Genomic DNA, 25,661 nt, shown 5'->3' with positions numbered 1-25,661 from the left:
TCGGGTGGTTGAGTCGACGCCCTTCAGGTCGGACATCCGGCATTGATGTCGATTGACAGGGCCTCTTCACCTGTAGGAGCGAGGCTTGCCCGCGAACGGGGCACCGCGGAGTATCAGCAATACCGCGTATCGTTCTTCGCCGGCAAGCCTGGCTCCTACAGGGGACCGGGGCGTACACACATCCCGAGTCAGGCGAAGATCCAATGTGGGAGACCGGCTTGCCGGCGAAGGCGGCCTGATGAACGCCGCATCAAGCGAGAGGATCAGGCAGGCGTCGGCAACCACAACCTGAACCGCGCCCCGCCCAGCGGCGATGCCTCGACGGTCAGGGTTCCACCCTGAGCCTCCAGCGCCCGGCGACTGATCGCCAATCCCAGGCCAAAACCGCCCGTGGCGCGATCCCGGCTGCGATCCAGGCGATAAAACGGCTCGAAAATCCGCTCGCGTTCATCGTCGGGAATACCGATGCCATCGTCGTCGACCCAGATCTCACAGCCCTTGGGGCCAACCTGTACACCGATCTGAATCCGTTTTTCGCAGTAGCGCATGGCGTTGCGCAGCAGGTTCTGAATGGCGCGGGCGGTCAGGCGCGGGTCGAGGCTGAAGCGTTCGAGCTGGCCGTGGAGCAATACATCGATGACGATGTTCGGCGATTCCAGCTCTTCGTCGACGCTACCAAGGACGCTGTCGATGAATTCATCCAGCGAGACGTCGACCCGCTCTGGCAGCCGTGCCGGATTTTGCAGGCGGCTGTAGGACAGCAACTCCAGCACCAGCTCATCGAGTTCGCGGATGTGTGCCACCAGACCTTGCAGGCGCTCGCGGCTGGCGGCCGGCAGGTCATCCGACAGCGCCAGGGCCAAACCGAAATCCAGGCGCGTCAGGGGCGTGCGCAACTCGTGGGAGACGGCATTGAGCAAGTCCCGCTGCTGGTTGAGCAGGTTCTCGATGTCGCCGGCCATGGTGTCGAACACGTTGGCCAGGCTGCCGATGTTGGAGCTGGAGGCAATTCGTGTGCGTTCGCTCAACTGGCCCTTGCCGAAGCGTTCCGCCGTGCCCTTGAGGCGCTCCAGGTCGCGCCAGTGCGGGCGCAGCCACAGCAGCAGGCAGGCGAGCATGGTCGCGCCGATCAGCACGTTGATGCTCCAGTACAGCAAACTGACGTCCGTCGGGTCCGGCGGCACCACCATTTTCACCACCGTGCGCTCGTTCAGCGGCGACACCGCCAGGGTGCGCCAGCCCCAGTCGCCAATGCGCACGACGTTCTCGCCGCGCTGCAGACGTTGCCGTTCATCGGGGGTGAAGTCGGCGTCGTCGTTGCCGCTCAGCACGATGTGCAGCGGTTGGAACTCCCTGTCCATTTCCGCCGCCAGGGCCGGCCATTGCGCCGGGGGCACGGAATGGAACTGTTTGACGATGAGGGTCTGCAGGCCTCGGGAATAGTCGAGGTTGTACGTGAGGAAACGCTCGTGAAAGACCTTGATCACCAGGTCCGGCACCAAGTAGATCGCCGCGCTGAACGAGACGATGGTCACCAGGTACAGGCGAAACAGGATCCTGAACATCGGCTCAGCATTCCCACTCGGAACGGCTGAACAGGTAGCCCTTGCCCCAGACCGTCTTGATCTTGCGCGCCTCGCCGGCGTAATCGCCGAACTTGCGCCGCAACTTGGAAATCGCCACGTCCACCGAGCGATCGGTGCCGTTGAACTCGATGCCGCGCAGGCGTTGCAGGATCTGGTCGCGGCTGAGCACTTCGCCGGCATGCCGGGCCAGCACCACCAGCAGGTTGTATTCGCCGCTGGACAGTTCGACCGGTTGCCCGCGCCAGGTCACGGTGCGTTCGGACAGGTCGATGCACAGGTTGCCGATGAGGATGCGGTCGTTGGCGGTCTGCGGTTCGCCGAGGCTGCTGCGCCGCAGCAACGTCCGCACCCGGGCCAGCAACACCCGCGGTTCGCAGGGTTTGGTGACGTAGTCGTCGGCGCCCATCTCCAGGCCCAGCACCTGGTCGTGACTGTCGTCGCGAGCGGTGAGCATCAGGATCGGCAGCGTGGCCGAATCGGCGCGCAGCAAACGACAGACTTGCAGGCCGTCCAGCCCCGGCAGCATCAGGTCGAGGATCACCAGGTCCGGCGGATCGACCCGGGCCCGTTCGCGCACGTGATCGCCGCGGCCGATCACGCTGACGCAATAGCCGTTGCGTTCCAGGTAGCTGGCGATCAGTTCGGCGAGGGCGGTGTCGTCTTCGACCAGGAGGATGTTGGGCATGGGGGTGTTCCGGAAGGTGCTGGGGCGCCTGATAGACCGCTTTCGCGAGCAGGCTCGCTCCCACAGGGGATCTATGTGGACACAGACTCTGTGAACGCCCCAATCCAATGTGGGAGCGAGCCTGCTCGCGAAAGCGGTCTATCAGGCACAAAAGTAATCAAGTCGCCAAGGATATACGCCCTCACCCACACCTGAGTAAAACCCTTACACAATTTCACACAGCACCTACAAAGCTTAACCGCTACCTTCCCCGCCTCCCCGTAGGATGGCGGGGTCATTATTGGGGTTATTACATGTCAAACAACCTGCTTGCCAGGCTCAGCCTGATCGCACTGGCCTTGACGCTGAGCGCTTGCGACAAGGCCCCGACTGCCGAAGAGCAGGCGCCACTGGCCACGGTTCGCATCGAGACCCTCTCAGCCCGGCCGCTGTCGATCAGCAGCGAGCTGAGCGGGCGCATTGCCGCGCCGCGCATCGCCGAAGTCCGCGCCCGGGTGGCCGGCGTGGTGCTGCAACGGACGTTCCGTGAAGGCAGCGATGTGAAACAGGGCGATGTGCTGTTTCGCATCGACCCGGCACCGCTCAAGGCAGACCTGGACAGCGCCGAGGCCGCATTGCGCAAGGCCGAGGCCAATGCCTTCCAGGCGCGCTTGCAAGAGCAGCGCTACGCCCAGTTGATCGAAGGCAATGCCATCAGCGGCCAGGACTACGACAACGCCCGGGCGGCCGTGCGCCAGACCGCGGCCGACGTCGCCGCCAACCAGGCCGCCGTGCAGCGGGCGAAACTGAACCTGGGCTACGCCACCGTCACCGCGCCGATTTCCGGGCGCATCGGCCGGGCGCTGGTCACCGAAGGCGCCCTGGTCGGGCAGAACGAAACCACGCCACTGGCCTTGATCCAACAGCTGAACCCGATTCACGCCGACCTCACCCAGTCGACCCGTGAACTCAACGACCTGCGCCGCGCCTTCCGCTCCGGTCAGTTGCAGCAGGTCGGCCAGGGCCAGGTCAAGGCCACGTTGATCCAGGACGATGGCAGCCTCTATCCGCTGCCGGGCAAGTTGCTGTTCACCGACATCACGGTCGACCCGGGCACCGGCCAGATCATCCTGCGCAGCGAGTTCCCCAATCCGGATCTGGACTTGCTGCCCGGCAGCTTCGTGCGCGTGCGCCTGGAACAAGCGGTCAATCAGCAGGGCATCAGCGTGCCGCAACGGGCCATCCAGCGTGACAGCGCCGGTATCGCCCAGGTGCTGTTGCTCGACGCCGAACAACGGGTCGGCCAACAGCCGGTGGAACTGGGCCCGGTGCAGAACGATCGCTGGATCGTCACCGGCGGCCTCAAGGCCGGCGACCGCATCGTCGTCGAAGGCCTGCAACACGCGCGCCCCGGCGAGAAAGTGCAGATAGACGACTCCCCTCTTCCCCTTGCCCAGGCTTCTGGTCAGTAAGCAGGACGCTTTTTTATGCCGCAGTTCTTTATCGATCGCCCGGTGTTCGCCTGGGTGGTCGCCCTGTTTATCCTGCTGGCCGGTGGTTTGGCCATCACCCAGTTGCCGGTGGCGCAGTACCCCGACGTCGCCCCGCCGCAGATCGAAATCTATGCCGTGTACCCGGGCGCGTCGGCGCAGACCGTGGACGAAAGCGTGGTCAGCCTGATCGAGGAAGAGCTCAACGGCGCCGATCATCTGCTGTATTTCGAGTCGCAAAGCAGCCTCGGCAGCGCCACGATCAAGGCCACCTTCCAGCCGGGCACCCACCCGGAAATGGCCCAGGTCGATGTGCAGAACCGCCTGAAAGTCATCGAGTCGCGCCTGCCGCAAGCGGTGACCCAGCAGGGTCTGCAGGTGGAAAAAGTCTCCGCCGGGTTCCTGTTGCTGATCACCCTGACCTCCAGCGACGGCAAGCTCGACGAGGTGGCGCTCAGCGATTACCTGGCGCGCAACGTGATGAACGAGATCAAGCGCCTGGACGGCGTCGGCAAGGCCCAGCTGTACGGCGCGGAACGGGCGATGCGGATCTGGATCGACCCGCGCAAACTCATCGGATTCAACCTGACCCCGGCCGACGTCAACGCCGCCATCGTCGCGCAAAACGCCCAGGTCTCGGCCGGCAGCATCGGCGATCTGCCGACCCGCGCTACCCAGGAAATCACCGCGACCATCCTGGTCAAAGGTCAGTTGTCGACCCCGGAAGAGTTCGCCGACATCGTGCTCAAGGCCAATCCCGACGGTTCCACCGTGCGCATCGGCGATGTGGCGCGGGTCGAGATCGGCAGCCAGGAATACCAGTTCGGCACCCGCCTGAACGGCAAGCCATCCACCGCGGTCAGCGTGCAATTGGCCCCCGGCGCCAACGCCCTGAGCACCGCGACCCTGGTGCGGGCAAAGATGGATGAACTGGCGCGTTACTTTCCGGCCAACGTCGAATACAAGATCCCGTACGACACCTCGCCCTTCGTCAAGGTCTCGATCACCAAGGTGGTCTATACCCTCGTCGAAGCGATGGTGCTGGTGTTCGCGGTGATGTTCCTGTTCCTGCAGAATATCCGCTACACGCTGATTCCGACCCTGGTGGTGCCGGTGGCGCTGATGGGCACCTTCGCCACCATGCTGGCCCTGGGGTTCTCGATCAACGTGTTGACCATGTTCGGCATGGTCCTGGCCATCGGCATCCTGGTGGACGACGCGATCGTAGTGGTGGAGAACGTCGAACGGATCATGGTCACTGAAGGCCTGTCGCCCAAGGAGGCGACGCGCAAGGCGATGCGGCAGATCACCGGGGCGATCATCGGCATCACCCTGGTGCTGGTGGCGGTGTTCATTCCGATGGCGTTCATGCAGGGCTCGGTCGGGGTGATCTACCGGCAGTTCTCCTTGTCGATGGCCACCTCGATCCTGTTCTCCGCGTTCCTCGCGCTGACCTTGACCCCGGCGCTCTGCGCCACCTTGCTCAAGCCCATCGCCAAAGGCGAGCATCATGACAAACGCGGGTTCTTCGGCTGGTTCAACCGACGCTTCGAACAGCTGACCCTGCGCTATCAGGGCTGGGTGGCCTACGCGTTGAAACGTACGGGTCGTTACCTGCTGATCTACGGCGTGCTGTTGATCGGCCTGGGCATTTGCTTCAGTCGCCTGCCCTCTTCATTCCTGCCAGTAGAAGATCAGGGTTACACCATCACCGACGTGCAACTGCCACCGGGGGCGAGCAAGAACCGTACGGTGCAGGTGGTCGAACAGATCGAAGCGCACAACGCCACTGAACCGGGTGTTGGCGACAGCACGGTGATTCTCGGCTTCAGCTTTTCCGGCAGCGGCCAGAACGCGGCGTTGGCGTTCACGACGTTGAAGGACTGGTCCGAGCGTGGCAGCGATGACTCGGCCAGCGCCATTGCCGACCGGGCCAACATCGCCTTGAGCCAGATCAAGGACGCCGTGGCCTTCGCCGTCCTGCCGCCGCCGGTGGATGGCCTCGGCACCTCCAGTGGTTTCGAGTTCCGTTTGCAGGACCGTGGCGGCCTCGGCCATGCCACGCTGATGCAGGCGCGCACCGAGTTGCTGGCGGCAGCCGAGAAGAGCCCGATCCTGATGAACGTGCGCGAAAGCGCCCTGGCCGAAGCGCCGCAAGTGCAACTGATCGTGGACCGTAAACAGGCGAATGCGCTGGGCGTCTCGTTTGCCGACATTGGCAGCGTGCTGTCCACCGCCGTCGGGTCGGCCTACATCAACGACTTCCCCAATCAGGGGCGGATGCAGCGGGTGGTGGTCCAGGCCGAAGGCGATCAACGTAGCCAGGTCGCCGATCTGCTGAAGATCCATGTACGCAACAGCAGCGGGAACATGGTGCCGTTGTCGGCCTTTGTCCAGGCCAATTGGACCCAGGGCCCGGCGCAGTTGACCCGTTACAACGGCTACCCGGCGATCAGCATTTCCGGCGAACCCAAGCCCGGCCACAGCACTGGCGAAGCCATGGCCGAAATCGAACGGCTGGTGGCGCAAGGGCCCGCAGGCCTGGGTCAGGAATGGACCGGCCTGTCGCTGCAGGAACGCCTGTCCGGCAGCCAGGCGCCGATCCTGCTCGGGTTGTCGCTGTTGATTGTGTTCCTGTGCCTGGCGGCGTTGTACGAAAGCTGGTCGATCCCGACCTCGGTGTTGCTGGTGGTGCCGCTCGGCGTGCTCGGTGCGGTCCTGGCCGTGACCCTGCGCGGGATGCCCAACGACGTGTTCTTCAAGGTCGGACTGATCACCATCATCGGTTTGTCGGCAAAAAACGCAATCCTGATCATCGAGTTCGCCAAGAGCCTGTACGACGAAGGCCACGACCTGATCGACGCCACGCTCCAGGCGGCCCGCCTGCGCCTGCGGCCGATCGTCATGACGTCCCTCGCGTTCATCCTCGGCGTGGTGCCGCTGGCGCTTGCCACCGGTGCCAGTTCGGCGAGCCAGCAAGCCATCGGCACCGGGGTGATCGGCGGGATGATCACCGCGACGTTGGCGGTGGTGTTTGTACCGGTGTTTTTCGTGGTGGTGATGAAGCGGGTGCGCAAGCGCCCATCACAACACCACGAATCCGGATCATGATCCCGATAAAGTGATTGAAGCCGGGATAGAACAATTTCCAGCCGCATCCCTGGCACGCACCTCGAATATTTCGGCGATGCCATGTGTCAAACCGGTGACTGGGTGGCGGGTTCGGCTGTCTTCGCTCACCGGTTCCCAGGCCCCCCCATTGCGGCGGATTTCATAACCGGTCACACCTACATTGTCATCAGAGAGATGCCAGCTCAGCCTTGCATTTCCCTCTGTCAGTGCCATGGACTGCAGCCCTCGCGGCGATGTGGGGGGCACTTGATCATGGGTCATTACACGGATCGACGCCGGTAATGCCGGGACGGGCCCTTCAGGTCTGCGGGGCTGGACTTTGAACAGATATTCCTTCTCGGGGGTCAACCCCGTGGCGATGAATTCGAGCGCCGTGGTTCGTACCGGTTCTCGACCCGGGCAGGTGATTTCATAGTCAATCAAATAGGAGTGATCCTCAGGCCTGTCCCATTTCACCCACGCCTCAGAGAAGGTTCGGCCAGGCGTGCGCAGGTTGCGCGGTTGCGTCTTGTCGGGACCGATCGTGGTCGAGGCGCGTGAGGGTTCCGAGCGGCCACTTGCATTGAAGGCACGAACTTCAATGAAGTATCGAGTGTCCGGGACAAGATATCTGATGCCTGCCGTTAAATGTTCAGTGGTCAGCGTGTCGATGACTTCGGGATATTTATCTTCCAGGCCATAGGTCAATTCATAGCCGGGTTCCTTGGGGGTTCCCGCCCAACTGACTGCCACCCTGTCGTAGGTGACGATCAGGTGCAAAACACCTGGATGGGAGGGTATGGGGGGGCCGTCCAGGGTCTTTTCCGTGATGGTTGCGGGCAAGGAGTCGCCATTGGTATTGGCGGCACTCACTTCGATAAAGTACGACGTATTTTTACTCAGGCCTGTCAACTCATGGTTAGAGTTGCTCGTCACCAAGGTCTGAGGGGCACCGCCAGGCTCGACACGATAGTGGATGACATATTCGATAGCCCCCGGGGACGCAGACCATGTCAGCCCCATGCCGGTGATGCCTGGGGTAGCGCGCAAATCTGTTGGCGGCGCGGGCACCTGCAACGTCTGTTTAACGATACGTGCTGGAGCCGAATCACCGTTGCTGTTGGATGAGCGAACATCAAAATAATAGTTGGTATTGGACAGAAGCCCAACGATCGTACAGGCAGGGTCAAGCGAAGTGGTATCAGTCGCCGGACCGCTGGGCGCAATGCCGTAACCGATCTTGTAGCAAGTCACATTGGCGGGACCGGACCACGTCAATGCCATGCTATCCCTGGTTGGCACAGCGTTCAGATTCGTCGGGGCGGCAGGCAGAGAAGTAGCCAGGCTGGTCGCTGCCTCCACCCACATGGGAGACGACACTTCCTCGGTGTTGAAACCATAGACGTGGATGTAATATCGGGTCCCGGGAGCAAGCCCGGTGATCTCGAATTTGTTTTGAGGTAACTGCAAATCTATTTGGTCGATGAAGTTGTCCTCCGACCGTTCGCGCCCCCATTTCACCCGGGTTCCGGTTTGCCCTCCGCCAGCACCATAGCCCCAGCTGATTTTTACGGACGACTCTGAAGTGCTCGTCACGACCAGACCTGCAGGTGGACTGAGTCGTGCCGACCCGGGAGAGTGGGACATTGATAATAGAGAATGTCTTTTCACTTGTGTTCATCCTGAAACATTGCCACCGAAGGTGGCGATGTTTGCATTAAAGTCGTTCGCGCCGGCAACGCCACTAACAGAACTGTTAGTGGCGCGGCGCTATTTTTATGCTAATGCCCGGCATCACTCCTCATTTGATCAAAAGATCGCAGCCTGCGGCAGCGCCTACAAAAGCCCGGATACCTGGGCTATGGTGGGAGCAATCCTGCTTGCCGTGAGTTCACATGCCCTACCTCGCCCGCACCCACCCACGCCTGTCCGCCGCGGCCACGCTCGGCATTGCGGTGGGCATTCTCGCTCCCGCCGATTCGATCATCAGCAAAATCCTTTTCGGCTGGAATGCCGGGGTCTGGACGTACCTGATCCTGATGCTTTGGCTCACCGTGCGCGCCAAAGCCCCGGACGTGAAGCGCATCGCCGAAGTCGAGGATGAAAACGCCGGGCTGGTGCTGTTCGTGGTGTGCATCGCCGCGATTGCCAGCCTGGCGACCATCACCCTGGAGCTCGCCGGCAGCAAGGACCTGGAAACCACCCGCAAGTTGCTGCACTACGGCTTTACCGCGTTGACCGTGATCGGGTCCTGGCTGCTGATCGGGGTCATTTTCAGCGTGCATTATGCTCGGCTGTTCTACACCTGGGACGGCAAGGACCCGGCGCTGCGTTTTGCTGAGGGCCTGACAACGCCCAATTACTGGGACTTCCTGTACTTCTCGTTCACCATCGGTGTCGCCGTGCAGACCTCGGATGTCGGTGTAGCAACACGGGATTTGCGCAAGATCGTGCTGGCGCAGTCGTTGATCGGCTTCCTTTTCAATACCGCCATTCTCGGCTTCTCGATCAACATCGCGGCAAGCCTGTTCAACTGACTCGTGCACAAACGTTCTAGGCAGCCACCACGATTCGGGCGCTAAATAGGCCGGCAATCCGTCCCACAGGTGCAGCATGCCCCCTCACAACTGGATCGACCTGGCCCAGGACGCCGACACCGGCATCGAGACGCTGCGTGCGCATTTCGAGGGCCACGCCTACGACCCGCACTGGCATGACAGCTATCTGGTGGGCGTCACCGAGCAAGGGGTCCAGCAGTTCAACTGTCGGCGGGCCAGGCATCAAAGTACGCCGGGCAAGGTGTTTCTGCTCGAACCGGGCGACATCCACGATGGCGAAGCGCCGACCGAGGACGGTTTCACCTACCGCATGCTGTACCTCGACCCGCAGTGGCTCACTCGGGAACTCAGTGCGGTATTCGACAATGCTCCCGATAACGGTCAGTTGAGTTTCGCCAATACCCTGACCACCGATGTGCGGCTGGCCCACGCCACCAGCCTGGCGTTTCAAGCACTGCATCAGGGTGAACTCAAAATCGTGCGCCAGACCGCTCTCGACGGTTTGCTCGAACGTCTCACCCGCCATTTGCACTGGCGGGCTGGTTATGGCGACGATCCGCGCCTGCCGTCGGTGGCGAAGAAGGCGCGGGAGTACTTGCACGCCAATGCGCAATACGACATCGGTCTCGACCAATTGGCCGCCGCAACGGGCGTCGATCGATTCCGCCTGACCCGCGCCTTCAAGGCCGCCTACGGCATGGCCCCTCACGCTTATCTGGTGCAATTGCGCCTGGCCACGGCCCGTCGGATGCTGGCCCGTGGCGAACAACCGGCGACGGTGGCCATGGCGCTGGGGTTTGCCGACCAGAGTCATCTGGGACGCTGGTTCATGCGCGCCTACGGCCTGACGCCCGCGCTGTACCGTAAGCGCTGCTCAAATCTTCCAGACAGCCAAGCTCGGGAGCGTGAAGATCGGGTTCAATGATCTTCACCGGAGTTGCCCGCAATGTTGTCTTCTTTCCCGACGTTTTTGCCATTCCTGCTATTTGCTTTCGTGGCGTCGATCACCCCCGGCCCGACCAACATCCTGGTGTTGAGCAACAGCGCCCGATATGGATTGGCGGCTACCGTGCCGATCATCTTCGGTGCCTGTGCCAGCGCCGCGACCATTGTGCTGCTGATCGGCACCGGTGCCGGTTCATCGCTGACCACGCTACCCCTCGTGCAAACCGCAATGCAGTGGACAGGCGTGGCCTGGCTGAGTTTTTTGGCGTGGCAGATTTTCAGCGCTCCCGCCGAGACCCTTGTCACTCAAGAGTCTGCTGCCCGCCTGGGGCTGGTGGGCGCAGCCAGCCTGCAATTGATCAATCCGAAAACCTGGATGATGGCGCTGGCTGTTGTCAGTGTGTTCGCCGGGAGTGGCGAGCAGCGCCTTGGTCATGTGGTGTATTTGTCCCTGGCTTTTTTCCTGATATCCCTGCCGTGCCTCGGCGTCTGGGCATTGCTCGGCGCGGGCTCGACGCGGTGGTTGCGCTCGCCGCGAGCGATGCAGCGTTTCAACCGCTGCATGGCCCTGCTATTGCTGGGATCGGCCTGGCTGACTGTGTTGGCCTGAGGGAGCTTTCGCTGGCAAGCCAGCTCCTACAGGGTCAACGCCAAACCCTGTAGGAGCCGGCTTGCCGGCGAAGGCGTCTGCACGGCCACTACACCGCTGACTGCCACCCGTCGGCATTTTTTGCTCCTCGATCAATCAGGCACTTGACGGCAGATTCGTTTTTGGTGTCTCCTGAAACCGGTTTCAGTGCTGTCTCACACAGCACAAACCCTATAAATCCAATAATAAGGTTTCAGACCGTGAACGATTTCTCCGCCGCCCAGCGCAGCCGCGTGACCATGCTCGACGTGGCCGAACACGCCAAGGTCTCCAAGGCTAGCGTGTCCCGCTTCATCGGCGATGACCGCGCCCTGCTCTCCGATGCGATTGCCTTGCGCATCGAGCAGGCAATCGCCGAACTGGGCTACCGCCCGAACCAGATGGCCCGCGGCCTGAAACGCGGCCGCACCCGCCTGATCGGCATGCTGGTGGCCGATATCCGAAACCCTTATTCGATTGCCGTGATGCACGGGGTGGAAACCGCCTGCCGTCGACACGGCTACAGCCTGGTGGTGTGCAACACCGACCGCGATGACGAGCAGGAACGCCAGCACCTGGCCCTGCTGCGCTCCTACAACATCGAAGGCCTGATCGTGAACACCCTCGGCCACCATCGCGATGAATTGCGCGAACTGCACCGGGAAATGCCGCTGGTGCTGGTGGACCGCAAGGTCGAGCAGCTCGACAGCGATCTGGTCGGGCTGGACAACCCGGCGGCAGTCGAGATGGCCCTCACCCACCTGGAAGCACAAGGTTATCGCGATGTGCTGCTGGTCACCGAACCCTATGACGGCACCAGTTCGCGGATCGAGCGGGTGAGCAGTTTCAAGGCGCAGATTGCCCAGCGCCCGGCGCTTCGCGGCACCCTCATCGAAACCGGCAGCGAACTGACTGCCCAGCTGAAAACCTTTCTTGATTCGCCAGGTCCCGGCCCGAAAGCACTGTTCTGTGCAAACGGTATTGCCGCGCTGGCCAGCACCCATGCCTTGCGGGAATTGCAGTGCAAGCTGTTCGAGGATGTCGGCCTGATCGCCCTCGATGATCTGGATTGGTATCCGTTGGTGGGCAGCGGCATCACCGCCCTCGCCCAGCCGACGGCCGAGATCGGTGCGAGTGCGTTTGAGTGTTTGCTCAAGCGTTTGCGCGGGGATGACGGGCCGGTGCGGACGGTGGATTTTTCGGCGCGGTTGATTGTGCGGGGTTCTACAAGTGTTTCAACGTGACGACGCCTTCGCTGGCAAGCCAGCTCCTACAGGGTACTGCGGTGCCTGTGTGTAGGAGCTGGCTTGCCAGCGAAGACGCCAGAACAATCACCACCGAATTCAATCTAACACCCTTTTTTCGAACAAAAATGAAACCGGTTTCAGAGGTCAATAACAATGAATAAACCACCCGTCTCCATCAGCCTGTCCAGCTACGGCGCCGACCTGGTACGCCAGCGCGGACAAGGCTCCTTCATCGACATCCTGGCCACCGCTGGCGCCACGCGCATCGAATGGCGCGAAGAATTGCTGACCGACGAAGACCCCGCTCACCTGGCCAACGCCGCTCAAGCCCAAGGTCTGGAAAGTGTGTATTCCTCGCCAATGGAACTGTGGCTCGCAGGCCAGTCGAAACCCAATCCGGAGCTGATCACCGCCCTGCAACGCGCCCATGCGTTCGGCGCCAGATGGCTCAAGGTTTCCCTGGGCTACTTCACCGACACCTGCGACCTCCAGGCCCTGAATCAAGTCCTTGGCAAAAGCACCGTGCAACTGCTGGTGGAAAACGACCAGACCTTGCACGGTGGGCGCATCGAACCCTTCCAACGCTTTTTCGCCGCCGTCGAGCAACACCACGTGCCGATCAAGATGACCTTCGACATAGGCAACTGGCACTGGCAGGACCAGCCGGCCGCCAACGCCGCGCGGCTGCTCGGTCGCCACGTCGGCTATGTGCATTGCAAAGCCGTATCGCGCCGCGCCGATGGCAAACTGGTCGCCCTGCCACCCACCGCCAGTGACCTGCACCTGTGGGAACAACTGCTGCGGCACATGACCCAAGGCGTGATGCGGGCGGCGGAATATCCGCTGCAAGGCGAGGACCTGCTGCAGCTCACCACCGAACACGTCGCCGCACTCGCCCGCCTCGGTCAACCCCGCCTGGAGAATGCGCATGTCTGAGTTCGATATTCTCTCGTTTGGCGAAACCATGGCGATGTTCGTCGCCGAACAGCACGGCGAGCTGGCCGAGGTCGGTCATTTCCACAAACGCATTGCCGGCGCCGACAACAACGTCGCCATCGGCCTGTCGCGGCTCGGGTTCAAGGTGGCGTGGTTGAGCCGGGTCGGTGCCGATTCCCTGGGGCGCTTCGTGATCGACACCCTGGAGAAGGAAGGCCTGGACTGCAGCAACGTCGCCATCGACTGCGCCCACCCGACCGGTTTTCAGCTCAAGTCGCGCACCGATGACGGTGGCGATCCGGTGGTCGAGTACTTCCGGCGCGGTTCGGCGGCGAGTCATCTGTCGCCAGCGTCGATCGTGCCCGAATTGCTCAAGGCCCGACATTTGCACGCCACCGGCATTCCCCCGGCGCTGTCTGCCACGGCGCGGGAAATGTCCTTCGAATTGATGACCCGCATGCGCGAGGCCGGGCGCAGCGTGTCCTTCGACCCGAACCTGCGCCCGAGCCTGTGGGCCAGTTCGCAACAGATGATCACTGAAATCAACCGCCTCGCCGCCCTGGCCCATTGGGTGCTGCCGGGGTTGAGCGAAGGCCGGCTGCTGACCGGTTTCGAGGATCCCGCCGACATCGCGGCGTTTTACCTGGGCCAGGGTGCCGAAGCCGTGGCGATCAAGCTCGGACCGCATGGGGCGTACTACCGCACCCATCAGGATCAGGGATTTGTCGCCGGCGTACCGGTGCAAACCGTGGTCGATACGGTCGGTGCCGGCGACGGGTTTGCCGTCGGCATGATCAGCGCCCTTCTGGACAACCACAGCTTTGCCGATGCCGTGAAGCGCGCCAACTGGATTGGCAGCCGGGCGGTGCAGAGTCGGGGGGATATGGAGGGGTTGCCTACTCGTTCCGAAATGTCCGTCGAATTCGAGGCCGCCTTCGCGAGCAGGCTCGCTCCCACTGGAGATTTGCAGCGTTCACACCGTCCATGTCCCACAGGAGATCTGCAGATTTCACCCAATTCCTGTGGGAGCGAGCCTGCTCGCGAAGAGGCCCGCCCAGTCACTGAAGATTTTTAAACCGTTACCTGCTGCGACAAAAACAACAAGCTCAGGAGCACCACCATGAAAACCGCAACCCTCGCCGCCCGCCGCTGGTGGTACATCATGCCCATCGTGTTCATCACCTACAGCCTGGCGTACCTCGATCGCGCCAACTACGGCTTCGCCGCCGCCTCCGGCATGGCGGCGGACCTGATGATCACACCGGGCCTGTCATCGATGCTCGGCGCCCTGTTCTTCCTCGGCTACTTTTTCTTCCAGGTGCCGGGGGCGATCTACGCGCAGAAACACAGCGTGAAAAAGCTGATCTTTGTCAGCCTGATTCTCTGGGGCAGCCTGGCCACCTTGACCGGGATTGTCTCCAACGCCTACTGGCTGATCGTCATCCGCTTCATGCTCGGCGTGGTCGAAGCCGCGGTCATGCCGGCGATGCTGGTGTACCTGTGCCACTGGTTCACCCGTGCCGAACGCTCGCGCGCCAATACCTTCCTGATCCTCGGCAACCCGGTGACCATGCTCTGGATGTCGGTGGTGTCGGGCTATCTGGTGCAGCATTACAGCTGGCGCTGGATGTTCATCATCGAAGGCTTGCCGGCGGTGCTCTGGGCGTTTATCTGGTGGCGCCTGGCCGATGACCGGCCGGCCCAGGCCAAGTGGCTCAGCGACCAGGAAAAACACGACCTGGAAAGCGCCCTGGCCGCCGAACAAGTGGGCATCAAGGCGGTGAAGAACTACGCCGAAGCCTTCCGTTCGCCCACCGTGATCATTCTGGCCTTGCAGTTTTTCTGCTGGAGCATTGGCGTCTACGGCTTCGTGCTGTGGCTGCCGTCGATCCTCAAGGCCGGTGCGCAAATGGACATGATCGAAGCGGGTTGGCTCTCGGCGCTGCCGTACCTGGCCGCCGTCATCGGCATGCTGCTGGTGTCCTGGGGTTCGGACAAATTGCAGAAACGTAAACGCTTCGTTTGGCCACCACTGTTGATCGCTTCGATTGCGTTCTACGGTTCCTACGCGTTGGGTGCCGAACATTTCTGGTGGTCCTACACGCTGCTGGTGATCGCCGGAGCCTGCATGTATGCGCCTTACGGGCCGTTTTTCGCCATCGTTCCGGAGATCCTTCCGGCCAACGTGGCGGGCGGCGCCATGGCGTTGATCAACAGCATGGGCGCCCTCGGTTCGTTCGGCGGTTCCTATCTGGTCGGTTACCTGAACAGCTCCACCGGGTCGCCCGGCGCGTCCTATTTGTTGATGAGTGGCGCACTGATGCTGTCGGTGGTGCTGACGATGTGCCTCAAGCCCGGCGCCAGTGACCGGGCCGTGACCCAGGCTGCCGTGCAACGGCCAGTGGCTACTCACCCTTGAATTGATGTTGAGATGACGACAATGAAAAAGCAGGTTGTGCTGTACAAGAAACTCTCGCCCCCGCTGATGGCTCGCCTGCAAGCGCAGGCCGAGGTGACGCTGATCGACACCCTCGACAGCGAAGGCCTGGCCAGGCTGCGCGCCGCCCTGCCCCGCGCTCATGGCTTGCTCGGCGCGAGCCTGAAACTGGATGCCGGACTGCTCGACCTGGCGCCTCATCTGCAGGCCATCGCCAGCGTTTCCGTGGGCGTCGACAATTACGACATTGATGACCTGACCGAACGACGGATCCTGCTGAGCAACACCCCCGATGTGTTGACCGAAACCACCGCCGACACCGGGTTCGCGCTGATCCTGGCCACTGCCCGGCGCGTGGTGGAACTGGCGAACGTGGTTCGCGCCGGCGAGTGGACGCGCAATGTCGGCCCAGCACAGTTCGGCACCGACGTGCATGGCAAGACCCTAGGCATCATCGGCATGGGACGGATCGGCGAGGCGCTGGCCCAGCGCGGGCATTTCGGCTTTGGCATGCCGGTGATCTACCACAGCCAAACGCCGAAACCGGCGGTGGAACAGCGATTCGATGCGCAGTACAGGAGCCTGCCCGAGTTGTTGCAGGAGGCTGATTTCGTCTGCCTCACACTGCCACTGACGGCTGCAACCGAAGGGCTGATTGGTGCTCAAGAATTTGCCCTGATGGGGCCTGAAACGATCTTCATCAACATCTCTCGAGGCAAGGTGGTGGATGAAGCGGCCATGATCGAGGCATTGCGCGACGGGCAGATTCGGGCGGCGGGGCTGGATGTGTTCGAGCGTGAGCCGTTGAACCCGGACTCGCCTTTGTTGCGGTTGAACAATGTGGTGGCGACGCCGCACATCGGCTCGGCGACCCATGAGACGCGCGAGGCCATGGCCCGGTGTGCGGTGGATAATCTACTGGCGGCGTTGGCCGGGGAACGGCCGGCTAATTTGGTGAATGTGCGAGCGTGGAAGGTCTGATGGATCCAGCGTTTATGAGATAGTCTTCGCTGGCAAGCCAGCTCCTACAGGGGGTCTGTATCGAACACAAATATTGTGTACGCCGCAGATCCCCTGTAGGAGCTGGCTTGCCAGCGAAAAGGCCAGCACTGACAACTCAAATCTTCAGGCCCGCCGCGCCTCCAGAAGCTGCGACGCACACGACGCAATCCGCTGACACGCAACGGCCAGCTTGCGCCTGTCCACCACCAGCCCGATCCGGATATGCCCTGCCGCACTCGGCCCGAATGCTTCGCCGGCCAGCACCGAGACGCCATAACCGTCCAGCAGTCGCTCGGCAAAGCGCTGGGCCGACAGGCCGGTCTGGCGCACGTCGACCATCACGAACATCCCGCCATCCGGGCGTATCGGGCGCAGGCCCGCGCAGCCGTGCAAGCTCGCGCACACCAGGTCGCGGCGCTGGCGATACTCCTCGCGCATCAACGCCACCTCAGGCAGTTCCTCCTGCAGGGCCCGTTGCGCCGCCTTCTGCACGAACTCCGGAATACCGAACAGCATGCACAACGACAGATGCTCCAGGTGATCGGCCAAGGGCTTGGGCCCAATCACCCAGCCCACCCGCCAGCCACTCATGGCGTGGGATTTGGACAGGCTGTTGATGGTCGCGGTGCGTTCGGCCATGCCCGGCAGGCTGGCCGGGCTGATGTGGTCGCCCTCGTACAGCAGATCGCTGTACACCTCGTCACTGATCAGCCACACGTCATGCCGAATGCACAACGACGCCAGTGCCTGCCAGGTTTTCAGGGACAGGCTCGCCCCGGAAGGGTTGTTCGGACTGTTGAGCAATATGGCCCGGGTTCGTGGCGTGATCAGCGCCGCGACATCCCCGGGATCGACCCGGAAGCCGTTCTCCGGGCGCACCGCAACAGGCACGACTTTGGCGCCAATGGCGCCGAACACGCCCTCATAAGTCACGTACATCGGTTCGGCCACTATCACCTCGTCCCCCGGATCGAGCAGGCATTGCGCCACCGAATACACCGCACACTGGGCACCGGGCATGACGATCACATGCTCGGCATCCACCGCCTGCCCGCTCTGTCGCTGATGGCGACGGGCGATGCTGTCGCGTAACCGACGGTTGCCGCGGACTTCCGAGTAATGGGTGTCACCCGCCAACAAGCTGTCTATGGCGGCTAGAACGATAGGTTGCGGGGTATCGAAATCCGGGTCGCCGACCGAAAGCAGCAGTATATCGACGCCCTGTTCGCGCAATAGCAATGCGCGATTGTGTATCTGCCAGGCCGCGGCGCCTTCTCCGGCGATGCGTTGGGTCAAGCCTGAATAGCGCATGTAGTTCTCCAGTCGCGCAGGTTCCTGAGTCAACCCTATCTCAATTCACCAAACGCGCCACCCTGGCATTTCAATCGCTGGTTGCAGGCACTCCGTTTATCGGATGGCGGGCGGTTGCCCATGCCGGGTGATTCACGGTGGAAATCTTTGGGGGGCGACTGGTCGACTTGCTGACCATCCCTACCAAAAGTACCTTAAATCAATAACTTAACTTTAAAAATGCGCGACTGACGAATGAAGCGAATACTCCTACAGATAGAGTTCGCATTAGCTGACAGCGCTTTCCCTGTGACCTGATTAAAGTCGCCTACCTGTAATTTGTGACAGGTTCCAAGGCGGATTAATCGCGCTATAAGGAGAACGTGCCTCCAGCCGGATCCAGGTGGCTGAAGGACGGCCGCGCGAACCATCCCTTCACGAAGTAGGAAGATTCTGCCGCGCCCACGCCGTCAATGATGATGAATGGGAGATTCAGTTATGTACCGCTCCACTACAGCCTCAATCCAGCCACTACCCGCCCAGGTCAGTTTCCAGCCACAGGAGTGCAAGCAACCCCACGCGATCAAGCTCACCGCCCGGGAAAAGGAAGTCTTGCAATGGAGCGCCATTGGCAAGTCGTCCTGGGAAATCGCCCAGATTGTCGACTGCACCGAGGCCGGTGTGAATTATCACTTTTGTAACATTCGCCGAAAATTTGGCGTGAGATCGCGCTGGATTGCCATGGTCATGGCGCTGGAACAAGGTTTGATTCAAACGCCTTGAACCGGTTCCTCCGCAGCGGTCAGCCTGAGAATGACCCTGTTGAGGTACTGCATGAATCTGCAACACAGCAAACGGCTTGACCCCTCCCGCGCCAATGCCTGTGACGATACGCCGGTATCGCACAGGCCCCCTTCGAACAAAGCCCTGCGCATTATCCTTGCCGACGATCACCCCGTGGTGCTGATGGGTGCGGAAATGGCCCTCGGCGACACGGTCTCGATCGTTGCCCAGGCGCAGGACGCCGATGAGTTGATCCACCATTTGCGGTGCACCCCCTGCGATCTGTTGATCAGCGATTACTCAATGCCCTATGGGCATTTTCCTGACGGCCTGGCATTGATGGGTTACCTCAAGCGGCACTTCAACCACCTGCCTCTGATCGTGATGACCATGTTGCGTAATCCTTCACTGCTGCAGGCATTGCTCAACCATGGCGTAATCGGGCTGTTTGACAAACGCAGCCCCTTGCGCGAACTGAGACAGGCCGTGCACACCGTCACTAAAGGACGCCGCTACCTGTGCCCGACATTTGCAGGGATTCTGGATGCCCGTGCCTTGCCCTACTCCGGCGCTTGCACGCCATTGGCCAGCCTTTCCCAAAGGGAACTGGAAGTGGTGCGGTTGTTCGTCCAGGGCCTGTCCGGCCGACAGATCGCCGCCCAGCTCAACCGCAGCGAAAAAACCATCAGCCGACAAAAACGCACCGCCATGGACAAGTTGGGACTTGGCCATGACGGTGGGTTGGTGGAGTTTGCTCGGGTGAGTGGGTTGAAATTTTAGGTGCCTAGCCTGTCATTGAAACCTTTCGCCCCTTTTTCTATCTTCTGCTCTTTTTTCCTCCATTCCCTCCTGTCTTATTCTCCGCTGTTCAGCTTCCGTGGGCTGGGGTTTTGTTTGAGCGGAAGGCTGGGCTTTCACTGGCTTCGGTGCGCGTTTAACCGGGGCAGGAAGTGATCTTTGAGCTGGTACTGATTCAGGAAGTGGCATTTGCCCTCGAGTTGAATGGTCGACATATCCAGTGTTTGATGAAGATGGCATGTTGTCGAGAAAATCAAAAGACGATAGCGCGCGTTGAGTTTTCACGCTACTCGACGTGCTCCCTGAGAGGCTAGACGACGTGCTGCTTGGAAGTGAGCCAATTTCGGAGTCAAATCCCGACGACAGGTTAACGGACGGCTTTCTTCCCGGTGTCTGGCCAGCAAGTGATGGATCAAGCGCCCATTTTCTATCCCGAAACCGATAGTCAAAGGCGGCCCCCGTCTTCTCTGGGTATAAATCCTGCAGACGAGGTGGGCCATAAGAAATACTACGATTACCCGTTACGACTACAACCCAGACACTTAATGACTATCACTACGACCCGCTGGATACGCTGGATGGCAGCAGCTCCGGTGGCAGCAGCGAGAAGCGTTATTACCAGAATGGAGAGTTGAAGAACCGGCTCCAGGGCGATGACGACCTTCTTACTGTTGTGCGTGCGCAAGGAGTCGTGCTCGCCGAGCGCCAGGAAGGTGCTCGCCCAAAGTTCTGATGCTGGGCGGGGACGACAAGAACAGCGTGCTGTGCGAAGTCGGCCTTGACGATAGTCGGGAAATTGCTTATTCGCCGTATGGACACTCGGCGGGTGGGATGGGGGTTTTGGGGTACAACGGGGAAGTGCGTGAAGCGCATGTTGGCTGGTATTTGCTGGGGAATGGGTATCGGGCGTTTAATCCGGGGTTGATGCGGTTTTACGCTCCAGATGATCGAAGTCCATTCGGAGAGGGGGGGATAAACACTTACGCCTATTGCGGTGGTGATCCTGTCAACTTTACGGATCCGACAGGGCATGTGCTTGGGCTGGGCAGGTTTTGGAAATTCATATCAGGACCGTTTCGTCGAACATCGAAAACGGTAGCTAAAACGGCGAAGAGCTCTCCGGTAAGTCAGGGGGTTACCGTCCAGGGTTACGGTGTCCTGAAGCTTGCGCCCATGCTCAAGAGGATTGTTCGGTTCATTGATGTATTTGTAGGCCGCCACTTGCAGTGTCTTGGCCTGTCCAATACCGACCTGCATCAGCGTCTCATCCGCCATCGCCAACCAGGGGCCGGCATTTGCCAGGCCCAACTCTGCTGTATAGCGATAGCTGGTTTCCAGGGTCGGGGCCTTGCCATATTTGGATTGGGCCGGGGTGACGGTTTTGCTCTTGAGGTTGCGCACGAATCCCTGCGGGTCGGCCGGGCAGAGCCAATGGCCTTGCTCGTCCTGCTCGCCAGCCTTGTCATACCACTCGCTGGTTTCGGTCACGCCATTGGCGTTGACCTGGGTCAGCAGGTTAGCACGACCTACATAGGGATGTTCTTGCAGCAAGGTCCATTCATTACTGCCCGCACGGGCTACCTGCAACCTGAAATATTCAGTTCTTGCGGGGTTGGTGGGAAGACTTCCGTCCCATGTTGCTATCGTTGTTTTTTGATCTGTATCGAGCTTTGCCCGAGGGATCAATCCCAGGGGATCATCCTTTATTACAAAAGCAGAAACGTCCGGGTCCTGGACCAGCAGTGGCGCCGCCCCGCCTGATGCGAATTCGTTTGACGCAAGCTTCTGCTCTTTTTTGTCTGAACCTGTCATGTTGTCGCTCTCCGTATTCACCATCAGGCGCCCTGGACGTTCCGTGGCGCTTCAGTTCGAAAAGCAGACCGAATACTGCGGGCACTACCCAAACGCTTCCCGTCGTTCTGCGCGTGGGAGCAGTAAAGCTTTTTTTATGAAACCGCGTAACTGTCAAAGTTGACAGGTACCTGCATATTTTCGGCTTTTTTTTAGGGCACTATGGCCCAAGGCGCCACAAGAGGGGTGGCGCTCCACGCCCCGCAGGCCCGCCGGAGTAGTCGCCTTGCCAAGGAAGAGTCAGACCTTGCGTGCGGCCATCCGCCAGACCCGCGCGATATCGCTCGCCCGGTCATGCAACAGGCGCGGCGCTTCGCTGCAGGCTTGCGCCAGTGTCATCGGCCCGCTCGCCAAGGCAAACGCGGCATCGATGCCGTGGGCATACAGCGCTTGATAGTCCTCACCCAAGGTACCGGCGATGACGATGACCGGCACGCCGTGTTCGCGAGCAATGCGTGCGACACCAAACGGCGTTTTGCCGCGCAGGGTCTGGGCATCGAAACGACCCTCGCCGGTGATCACCAGGCCGGCATTCTTTACCGCTTCGGCCAGGCCGACCAGTTCGGCCACCACTTCAACGCCGGCTTGAAATTGCGCGTCGAGAAAGGCCTTGGCGGCAAACCCCAGGCCGCCTGCCGCGCCACTGCCCGGTTCGTCGCGCACGTCTTTGTTCAGGGCTTGGGCGCAGTGCTCGGCGAAGTGTCCTAAGGCGTGATCCAGTTGCTGGACCTGCTCGGGCGAGGCGCCTTTTTGCGGGCCGAAAATGGCTGAGGCGCCGTGGGGGCCGCACAGCGGATTGTCGACGTCGGCGGCGATGTCGAAGCGCACTGTTGCCAGACGGGGGTCGATGTCGCCCAGTTCGATGCAGGCCAGGTGCCGGAGCGCCAAACCACCGGGCTCGAGTGCCTTGCCCTGTGCGTCGAGCAGCTTCACACCCAAGGCTTGCATCGCCCCGGCGCCGCCGTCATTAGTGGCGCTGCCGCCAATGGCCAAGATCACCCGTTGCGCGCCGGCATCGAGTGCGGCGCGGATTAATTGGCCGGTGCCGAAGGTGCTGCTGATGCAGGCGTCGCGCTGGTTGAGCGGCACCAACTGCAGACCGCTGGCTTCGGCCATTTCGATGATCGCGGTGTGGCTGTCGGGCAACCAGCCCCAAGTGGCATTGACCGTTGCGCCCAGTGGGCCGCGGACCTCGGTCCGGCGCAGTTGGCCATCACAAGCCGCCAGAACCGATTCAATCGTCCCCTCCCCGCCGTCGGCCATCGGGCATTTGATCAGTTGCGCATCGGGCCAGACCTCTGCCAGGCCGAGGGCAATGGCATCGGCCACGCCTTGCGCGCTGAGGCTGTCTTTGAACGAATCGGGGGCGATGACGATTTTCATGGGAATTCTCCTGGTCCAATGCCCTCATGCTGCCAGTTGGCATCAACAATGACGCCAGTCCGCGGCACAAATTACGATCGGGTTCATTGTTCATTGTCACAAAACCCGTGCCTCCATGTAGGAGTGAGCTTGCTCGCGATGGTCTTGAAGCTGACGCGACCCATCAGGAAACACGCGTTATCGTTCACGTCCATCGCGAGCAAGCTCGCTCCTACAGAGTTCTGTGGTGAAGCACAGATTTTTTGTGCAACGCAGCCTCCATGTAGGAGCGAGCTTGCTCGCGATGGTCTTGAAGCTGACGCGACCCACTAGGAAACACGCGTTAACGTTCACGTCCATCGCGAGCAAGCTCGCTCCTACAGGGAATGTGTCGTTTATGGTTTTGCGTCGGTGTCTGGCAATAGTTGAACGCCGAGATACAGCGCGAGCATGCCGTCCAGGCGCAAGGGATCGACGCCGCTGAGTTCGGCAATGCGTTCCATCCGGTAGCGCAGGCTGTTGCGGTGGATGCCCAGTGCTTCAGCACAGGCCTGGCTCTGGCCATCGTGGTCGCACCAGCTGCGCAAGGTCGCCAGCAGTTGACCGTTGCCGTCCTTGGCGATGACTTTGCGCAGGGGCTTGAGCAGTTCGTCCAGGGCGTCGTCGTTACGATGGCGCCAGAGCATCACCGGCAGTCGATAGCGGTTCAACGTCAGCAAACGGTTTCGGGGCACTATGTCGCGCCCATAGGCCAGCAAGTCCCCGACCTGCCGATTGCAACGACGCAGCCCCGACAACCCGTCGGCCTGCTCGCCCACCGCGATGCGCAGGATGTTCCAGCCCAGACCGTCGAGCTTTTCCAGCAGGCGTTCGTGCTCGACGGCCTGGCTGGCCGGTCGGCACCACAGCAACGAGGACTTGGCCGAGCCGATGCACCAACTGTCCGGGTGGCGCGAGGTCAGCCAGGCGCTGAGCGCTTCGACGGTTTGCCCCGGCCCCTGCTCCATCCCCAGTTCAAACAGATACGGCACCCGGTTCATCCGTGGCTTGAGCCCCAATTGTTGTGCTTCGTCGATCAGCCGCGGTGAATCACCGGCGTCGCTGAGCAGCAACGCCAGCAGGTCATCACACCGCTGGCGTCGCCACTGTTGCTCGGCCTGTTGATTACGCTGGGCCACCAGCATCTCGGCAGTCATGCGCACCAGTTCGGCGTAGGTGCGCAACTGCTCCGGTTCGCCGGTGATGCCGAGCACGCCGATCAGGCGCTGGTCGAGCAGCAGCGGCAGGTTGATGCCCGGCTGCACGCCTTTGAGATGGATCGCGGTCTGGGCGTCGATCTCCACCACCCGTGCATTGGCCAGCACCAGTTGCGCGCCTTCATGCCGGGTGTTGACCCGCTCCGGTTCGCCGCTGCCGAGGATCAGCCCCTGGCTGTCCATGACGTTGACGTTGTACGGCAGGATGGCCATCGCCCGGTCGACGATGTCCTGCGCCAGGTCGTGATCGAGTTCGAACATAGGGGTGATCCTTGAAAGCGAGAGGGGGCTGGGCGAGATTCACCCGGCGATCAACGTTACCCTCGCTTCGCGAAAAATCATAATAAAGCGCATCTGCCTACGATGTCGTATCTGCGCCCCCCCTGTAGGAGCCGGCTTGCCGGCGAAGGCGTCTTCACAGTCGATAAAGATGTCGCCAGACACACCGCTATCGCTGGCAAGCCAGCTCCTACAGTTTGATCTGCGTTGTTTGATTATTGTGTTTGCCCCCGGCGGTTGTTCTGGTATTTGATTGAGCCTTTCCCACTGGTAAAAGGATTTCGTCATGAGCTACCGCACGCTGGGGCACTCGGGTCTGCAGGTGTCGACCCTGACCCTGGGCACCATGATGTTCGGCGAACAGACCAGCACCGAGGATTCCCTGCGAATCATCGACAAGGCCTGGGACCAGGGCATCAATTTCATCGACACTGCCGACGTCTACACCCACGGCCGCTCCGAGGAAATCGTCGGCGAAGCGATTGCCGGCAATCGCCACGAATGGGTGCTGGCGACCAAGATCGGTTTCGGCCCGGTGGACGGTGTGCCGAACCGCAGCGGGCTGAGTCGCAAGCATATGTTCAACGGCATCGACGCCAGCCTGACGCGCCTGGGCACCGACTACCTGGACATTTATTACCTGCACCGCGAGGATCACAACACGCCGCTGGAGGTCACGGTGTCGGCCATCGGCGACCTGATTCGCCAGGGCAAGATCCGCTACTGGGGTTTGTCGAACTACCGCGGCTGGCGCATTGCCGAGGTGATTCGCGTGGCGGACACACTGGGCGTCGACCGGCCGGTGATCAGTCAGCCGCTGTACAACATCGTCAACCGCCAGGCCGAAACCGAGCAGATCACTGCTGCGCAGACCTATAGCCTGGGCGTGGTGCCTTACAGTCCGTTGGCGCGCGGGGTGCTCAGCGGCAAGTACGCGCCGGATGTGCAGCCTGACGCCAATAGCCGTGCCGGACGTGCGGATAAACGCATTCTGGAAACCGAGTGGCGGGTTGAGTCCCTGCGTATTGCGCAGCAGATCCACGCGTACACCCAGAACCGTGGGGTGGGTATTGTCGAGTTCGCGATTGCCTGGGTATTGAACAACAGCGCGGTGACGTCGGCGATTGTCGGCCCGCGGACCGAGGAGCAATGGGACGCCTACACCAAAGCCCAGGCCGTGAAGATCACGGCTGAGGATGAAGCGTTCATTGATTCGCTGGTGACGCCGGGGCATGCGTCGACGCCGGGGTTCAATGATGTGAGCCATTTCGTGTCCGGCCGCAAACCCCTGCCCTTGTAGGAGCGAGGCTTGCCCGCGAAACATGCGGCACGGTTTTGCAGGCCCACCGCATCATCGTTCTTCGCGGGCAAGCCTCGCGCCTACACTGATCGGGCCGGTGTTGATTGATCGGTCAATATTCGGCTCGAAAACCACGTA

20 protein-coding genes and 1 pseudogene are annotated in these 25,661 nt (G+C 61.3%); 14 read left to right on the top strand and 7 right to left on the bottom strand.

Going from position 1 to position 25,661, the window contains the following annotated elements:
- Positions 1–263: 263 nt before the first annotated feature.
- The gene (locus F8N96_RS04380) at positions 264–1,565 is read right to left on the bottom strand and encodes an ATP-binding protein (protein WP_150796735.1); all 1,302 of its coding nucleotides are present in this window, start codon (positions 1,563–1,565) and stop codon (positions 264–266) included.
- Positions 1,566–1,569: 4 nt separating this feature from the next.
- On the bottom strand, positions 1,570–2,271 hold the full coding sequence (locus F8N96_RS04375) for a response regulator transcription factor (protein WP_150796734.1): 702 nt from the start codon (positions 2,269–2,271) through the stop codon (positions 1,570–1,572).
- A gap of 293 nt (positions 2,272–2,564) precedes the next feature.
- Between F8N96_RS04375 and F8N96_RS04370 the strand changes: the two genes are divergently transcribed.
- Together F8N96_RS04370 and F8N96_RS04365 are read left to right on the top strand one after the other, a co-directional pair.
- Positions 2,565–3,722, top strand: coding sequence for an efflux RND transporter periplasmic adaptor subunit (locus F8N96_RS04370; protein WP_150796733.1), 1,158 nt, complete (start codon positions 2,565–2,567; stop codon positions 3,720–3,722).
- Between the two features lie 15 nt (positions 3,723–3,737).
- On the top strand, positions 3,738–6,851 hold the full coding sequence (locus F8N96_RS04365) for an efflux RND transporter permease subunit (RefSeq protein WP_150796732.1): 3,114 nt from the start codon (positions 3,738–3,740) through the stop codon (positions 6,849–6,851).
- On the opposite strand, the gene F8N96_RS04360 is transcribed toward F8N96_RS04365, so the two are convergent.
- Positions 6,846–8,498 carry a fibronectin type III domain-containing protein gene (locus tag F8N96_RS04360; RefSeq protein ID WP_150796731.1) on the bottom strand — a complete coding sequence of 551 codons (1,653 nt, stop codon included), beginning with the start codon at positions 8,496–8,498 and terminating at the stop codon, positions 6,846–6,848. The two genes, F8N96_RS04365 and F8N96_RS04360, sit on opposite strands and share 6 nt — an antisense overlap.
- 248 nt (positions 8,499–8,746) lie before the next feature.
- Here F8N96_RS04360 and F8N96_RS04355 point away from each other — a divergent pair, with 248 nt between their 5' ends.
- From F8N96_RS04355 to F8N96_RS04320, 8 genes are all read left to right on the top strand, one after another.
- Positions 8,747–9,388 (top strand): DUF1345 domain-containing protein, encoded by a 642-nt coding sequence (locus F8N96_RS04355; RefSeq protein WP_150796730.1) that lies wholly within the window; start codon positions 8,747–8,749, stop codon positions 9,386–9,388.
- A gap of 76 nt (positions 9,389–9,464) precedes the next feature.
- On the top strand, positions 9,465–10,334 hold the full coding sequence (locus F8N96_RS04350) for an AraC family transcriptional regulator (RefSeq protein ID WP_150796729.1): 870 nt from the start codon (positions 9,465–9,467) through the stop codon (positions 10,332–10,334).
- A 21-nt stretch (positions 10,335–10,355) separates the two neighbouring features.
- On the top strand, positions 10,356–10,964 hold the full coding sequence (locus F8N96_RS04345; protein ID WP_150796728.1) for a LysE family translocator: 609 nt from the start codon (positions 10,356–10,358) through the stop codon (positions 10,962–10,964).
- A 239-nt stretch (positions 10,965–11,203) separates the two neighbouring features.
- Positions 11,204–12,226 (top strand): LacI family DNA-binding transcriptional regulator, encoded by a 1,023-nt coding sequence (locus F8N96_RS04340; RefSeq protein WP_150796727.1) that lies wholly within the window; start codon positions 11,204–11,206, stop codon positions 12,224–12,226.
- A 156-nt stretch (positions 12,227–12,382) separates the two neighbouring features.
- Positions 12,383–13,165 (top strand): sugar phosphate isomerase/epimerase family protein, encoded by a 783-nt coding sequence (locus F8N96_RS04335; protein WP_150796726.1) that lies wholly within the window; start codon positions 12,383–12,385, stop codon positions 13,163–13,165.
- A complete protein-coding gene (locus F8N96_RS04330) occupies positions 13,158–14,240 on the top strand; it encodes a sugar kinase (RefSeq protein WP_150796725.1) in 1,083 nt (360 codons plus the stop codon). The genes F8N96_RS04335 and F8N96_RS04330 overlap by 8 nt, the downstream gene beginning before the upstream one ends.
- 45 nt (positions 14,241–14,285) lie before the next feature.
- Entirely contained in the window at positions 14,286–15,584 is a 1,299-nt protein-coding gene (locus F8N96_RS04325; RefSeq protein ID WP_150796724.1) for an MFS transporter, read from the top strand.
- A gap of 21 nt (positions 15,585–15,605) precedes the next feature.
- Positions 15,606–16,583: an NAD(P)-dependent oxidoreductase gene (locus tag F8N96_RS04320; protein ID WP_150796723.1), complete on the top strand. Its 978-nt coding sequence runs from the start codon at positions 15,606–15,608 to the stop codon at positions 16,581–16,583.
- Positions 16,584–16,727: 144 nt separating this feature from the next.
- Here F8N96_RS04320 and F8N96_RS04315 read toward each other — a convergent pair whose 3' ends face one another.
- On the bottom strand, positions 16,728–17,915 hold the full coding sequence (locus F8N96_RS04315; protein ID WP_150796722.1) for a pyridoxal phosphate-dependent aminotransferase: 1,188 nt from the start codon (positions 17,913–17,915) through the stop codon (positions 16,728–16,730).
- Positions 17,916–18,392: 477 nt separating this feature from the next.
- Here F8N96_RS04315 and F8N96_RS04310 point away from each other — a divergent pair, with 477 nt between their 5' ends.
- The 3 genes and pseudogenes from F8N96_RS04310 to F8N96_RS04300 form a co-directional block, all read left to right on the top strand.
- A complete protein-coding gene (locus F8N96_RS04310; RefSeq protein ID WP_150796721.1) occupies positions 18,393–18,677 on the top strand; it encodes a LuxR family transcriptional regulator in 285 nt (94 codons plus the stop codon).
- Between the two features lie 51 nt (positions 18,678–18,728).
- A complete protein-coding gene (locus F8N96_RS04305; RefSeq protein ID WP_150796720.1) occupies positions 18,729–19,457 on the top strand; it encodes a response regulator transcription factor in 729 nt (242 codons plus the stop codon).
- Positions 19,458–20,207: 750 nt separating this feature from the next.
- A pseudogene (locus F8N96_RS04300) lies at positions 20,208–20,495 on the top strand (RHS repeat-associated core domain-containing protein); the annotation flags it as partial.
- A gap of 45 nt (positions 20,496–20,540) precedes the next feature.
- On the opposite strand, the gene F8N96_RS35015 reads toward F8N96_RS04300, so the two are convergent.
- The 3 genes from F8N96_RS35015 to F8N96_RS04290 all read right to left on the bottom strand — a co-directional run bounded on the left by F8N96_RS35015 (position 20,541) and on the right by F8N96_RS04290 (position 24,205).
- The gene (locus F8N96_RS35015; protein WP_191635336.1) at positions 20,541–21,287 is read right to left on the bottom strand and encodes a hypothetical protein; all 747 of its coding nucleotides are present in this window, start codon (positions 21,285–21,287) and stop codon (positions 20,541–20,543) included.
- A 279-nt stretch (positions 21,288–21,566) separates the two neighbouring features.
- The gene (locus tag F8N96_RS04295) at positions 21,567–22,709 is read right to left on the bottom strand and encodes a glycerate kinase (RefSeq protein WP_150796719.1); all 1,143 of its coding nucleotides are present in this window, start codon (positions 22,707–22,709) and stop codon (positions 21,567–21,569) included.
- 374 nt (positions 22,710–23,083) lie between these two features.
- Positions 23,084–24,205, bottom strand: a complete 1,122-nt coding sequence (locus F8N96_RS04290; RefSeq protein WP_150796718.1) for a sugar diacid recognition domain-containing protein — start codon at positions 24,203–24,205, stop codon at positions 23,084–23,086.
- 304 nt (positions 24,206–24,509) lie between these two features.
- On the opposite strand from F8N96_RS04290, the gene F8N96_RS04285 reads away from it, so the two are divergent.
- Complete coding sequence (locus F8N96_RS04285) at positions 24,510–25,523, top strand: aldo/keto reductase (RefSeq protein ID WP_150796717.1); 1,014 nt, start codon at positions 24,510–24,512, stop codon at positions 25,521–25,523.
- The last annotated feature ends 138 nt before the right edge of the window (positions 25,524–25,661 follow it).

The organism is Pseudomonas fluorescens (genome assembly GCF_902497855.1).
Classification (GTDB): Bacteria; Pseudomonadota; Gammaproteobacteria; order Pseudomonadales; family Pseudomonadaceae; genus Aquipseudomonas; species Aquipseudomonas fluorescens_BI.
This window is presented reverse-complemented; position numbering and strand designations above follow the sequence as displayed.